Genomic DNA, 3218 nt, shown 5'->3' with positions numbered 1-3218 from the left:
GGCCCCCTCGGCCCCCCTCGGCCCCGCGACCGCCTTACATCCGACGGCGGCGCCGCGGTATCCGCCGTGCGGCGGACGCCGCGCCGCGGCTCTGCGTGTCACCCGCACCGAACTGCGACGACGTTGTCTGATGGCCGCTGTGGCAGGCGATGACTGGATCCGGCGATACGGTGCCACGGGCCTGCGGATCGTCGCCGTCGCGGCGGCCTACTACGTCGGGGCCCGGATCGGGCTGCTTCAGGAGCTGGTGCGCGGGCAGGTCACCCCGCTCTGGCCGCCCACCGGTATCGCCCTGGCCTGTCTGCTCCTGCTCGGCCTGCGCACCTGGCCGGGCGTCACGCTGGGCGCCCTCCTGGTCAACGCGCCGATCGGCCCGACGGTCCCCGCGGTCGTCGCGATCGTGGCGGGCAACACCGTGGCCCCGGTGTGCTCGTATCTGCTGCTGCGGCGCATGGGGTTCCATACGGAGCTGAACCGGCTGCGGGACGCGCTCTCGCTGGTCTTCCTCGGCGCGCTGGCCGGCATGCTGATCAGCTCCACGGTGGGCACCGGTGTGCTCGACCTGCAGGGAGCACTCCCGGCGGACGCCTTCTGGTCGACCTGGTCGGTGTGGTGGACGGGGGACGCGATGGGGGTCCTGGTGATCACACCGCTGCTGCTGGTGCTGAGCAGGGCCCGGCTGCCGCGCGGCGTCCACCCCTACCGGTGGGCCGAGGCTGTGCTGCTGTTGCTGGGCACCGCGGTCGTCGCGTTACTCACCACGCACTCGGTCGGCAGCCTGATCTTCCTGGTCTTCCCCTTTCTGATCTGGGCGGCGCTGCGCTTCCAGCTGGCGGGGGCCGCGCCGTGCTCGCTCATCGTGTCGGTGTGCGCGATCCAGGCGACGGCGGCGGGGGTCGGCCCGTTCGCGGGACATACGCTGCTGGCGCGGATGGTCACCCTGCAGGCGTTCAACGGCTCCACCGCGCTGACCGCACTGCTGCTGTCGGCGATCATCGCCGAGCGGAACCGTACCCGCCAGCAGATCGAGCTGATCTGCACCCAGCTCGCCGAGGTGGTGGTCCGGCTGGCGCCGGGTGACGTGCTACGGGAGTGGCCGCCGCCGCGCCGGGGTGAGCAGCCGCCGGACCCCCCGTAGCCGTCAGCCCGCCGGCTAGCGCGGCTGAGTCAGGTCGCGCCAATGAGTCGAGCTTCTGCCGTGCATGTTGAATTCCTGGGCGAGGCCGGTCTGGTGGAGCCCTTGCATCTGTGCGCCCGTGACGGTGACGCCCGCGATTTCGAACGACGTGTTGTCATCCCAGTTGTATCGGTCCCAGACATTCACCTGGTAGTCGAGGGACACCTTGGGCTTCCCGCCGTGCGGGCCAGGCTCCACACTCACGACTCCCGAATGGTTCACCATCCCGTGGCCGACGGCGAAATTCCAGTCGGGGTCGCCCTGCTCGTATCCCTCGGCCTTCGTCTCCACCGGAATAGCCACTGGCCGGCCGCCGGACTCCTCGAACGCTTTCAGGGCCTTTTGCCGCCACTCGTCCTCATGCTTGGAGAGGTTCTCCGTGGCGGCCTTCCGAAATCCCTTGTCCTCGTCCCACATACGGTCGATGTCCAGATCCAGCGGCTTTCCGGACCCTCCGAGGTAGTGGGCCAACGCGCGGGCCCCCTGGTCGTAGCCCGCCAGCCGGCCGCCCTTCGCCATGGCCTTCGCCTCGAGCTGGAACAGATAGTCCTTGTAACCAGGATCGCGCGAGTGGAACTTCCCGGATCCCACATCCGCCGGCTTCCACTTGTACTGCGGGTCCGAGATCCCGGCCGCCATCAGCGCCATCCTGTCGGCCTCCCAGACCCGGCCGCGCAGTTCGGGGCTGAGGCCGTCCCAGATCCTGCGCAGTTCGGCGCGCTGGCTGGGGTTCGCCCTTTGGCCCAGCGAGGCAAGGTCGATGGCCCGGTCGACCTTGGCGTCGTTCAGGGAGTGGTACCCGGCGTGGCCCGCGTTGTACGGGTCGCCGCCGTGGCTCTTGGCCAGCGCGGCCTTGACGATGCCGTCGACCTCGACGGCCTGGGCGATCTTCCGGTTGACGCGGTTGGCGTAGGCCTCCTGAGTGTCCAACTGCGCTTGCGTCCGTACCCCGTCGTCCCCCGGCGTATGGGGGTAGAGGAAGCGCACGGTGCCGTCGAAATTGTCGGAGAGCCGGAGCCCGTCGTCCTGCGCCTGCGCGACGATCGACTTGACGCTGGACTGAATCTCGGTCAGCTGTGAGTGCGCGTCGTCGAGGACGCTCCAGATGCTGCTGGCTTCCTTGTGCAGATCCGCGAACTCCTTCGCGGTCTTGCCGACGAATTCACGTGTGACATCCGCGTTGAGCCCGGCCCACCGCGCCCCCTCCGACTTCTTCCGCAGGCCCGAACGCGCATCGTTCATCAGCCTCTTCAAGCCATCGACGGCGCACTTCCAGTCCGTGACCACGGCGCCGAGCTTCCCCAGATCAACGCCGATGAGATCCGCGTAGGTGAGAGCCCCCATCGTCTTTCCCCCGCCGTTTCCGCTACTTCACCATCTTGGATATCTCAGAAACACTCACGGCCGACCCGTCCCGGTTGCGCAAGGAGGCCGCGATCTGCGCATCGTCGTTCCCGTGCGCCTTCTTCGAGTAGTCCAGGTGATTGGAGATATGGGCGCACATCTGGAGTACGGTCTTCACCTGGGAACTCCAGACGGACACCGTGGTGCTCAGCGCATCGCCCATGGCGAAGTTGTGGTCGCTCAACGCCTTGGCCGCCTGCATGGACGACCCCACGCCCTCCTTGTTGGCCCCCGCCCCGGCGATATCGGCCACCTTCTGCAACTCCCCGTGCAGGACGAAGGCCTCGTGTCCGACCGCGCCCAAGTCGTCCTGGTGCACGATCAGATCGGAGCCCTTGCCGCCGCTCGGAGTCGGTGCTCCCCCGCCGCCACCGGGGTCCGCGGGAAGCTGGTTGAGCCGCGTATGGGCGCTCTGCTGCCCGGCCGCGTCCGCCTTGAGTTGAGACCACTCGCTGTCGAATGACATTCCCCGTTACCTCCTGTAGAGGACATCCGCGCATCCGGTGCCGCGGCCGTTCCTCCCCCGGCCACACCGCACCACATCGCAGATCAAAACGCATGGTAGCTGAATCGGATGACATCACTCCGGCTACGGCCGGGCAAGATTCGCGCCTCCCCCGGCCGTAGCCGGAGTGAT

General features: G+C 68.2%; 3 protein-coding genes. 1 reads left to right on the top strand and 2 read right to left on the bottom strand.

The genetic code is table 11. The features are described from left to right. Positions 1-130: 130 nt before the first annotated feature. Positions 131-1138 (top strand): MASE1 domain-containing protein, encoded by a 1008-nt coding sequence (locus CCN51_RS48070; protein ID WP_014180082.1) that lies wholly within the window; start codon positions 131-133, stop codon positions 1136-1138. A gap of 15 nt (positions 1139-1153) precedes the next feature. On the opposite strand, the gene CCN51_RS48065 is transcribed toward CCN51_RS48070, so the two are convergent. Together CCN51_RS48065 and CCN51_RS48060 are read right to left on the bottom strand one after the other, a co-directional pair. Continuing rightward, positions 1154-2521 carry a hypothetical protein gene (locus CCN51_RS48065; RefSeq protein WP_014180081.1) on the bottom strand — a complete coding sequence of 456 codons (1368 nt, stop codon included), beginning with the start codon at positions 2519-2521 and terminating at the stop codon, positions 1154-1156. 22 nt (positions 2522-2543) lie between these two features. Then, a complete protein-coding gene (locus CCN51_RS48060; RefSeq protein WP_014180080.1) occupies positions 2544-3047 on the bottom strand; it encodes a hypothetical protein in 504 nt (167 codons plus the stop codon). Positions 3048-3218: the final 171 nt, after the last annotated feature.

Origin of the sequence: Streptomyces milbemycinicus, from assembly GCF_002154605.1 — a bacterium.
GTDB classification, from domain to species: domain Bacteria; phylum Actinomycetota; class Actinomycetes; order Streptomycetales; family Streptomycetaceae; genus Streptomyces; species Streptomyces milbemycinicus.
The sequence above is the reverse complement of the archived record's forward strand: the minus strand, read 5'-3'. Positions and strand labels throughout refer to the sequence as shown.

What these genes read in the sequence shown, in the direction of transcription:
- CCN51_RS48070 (WP_014180082.1), top strand. Translation starts at nt 131, where the DNA reads ATGGCCGCTGTGGCAGGCGATGACTGGATCCGGCGATACGGTGCCACG.
- CCN51_RS48065 (WP_014180081.1), bottom strand. Translation starts at nt 2,521, where the DNA reads ATGGGGGCTCTCACCTACGCGGATCTCATCGGCGTTGATCTGGGGAAG.
- CCN51_RS48060 (WP_014180080.1), bottom strand. Translation starts at nt 3,047, where the DNA reads ATGTCATTCGACAGCGAGTGGTCTCAACTCAAGGCGGACGCGGCCGGG.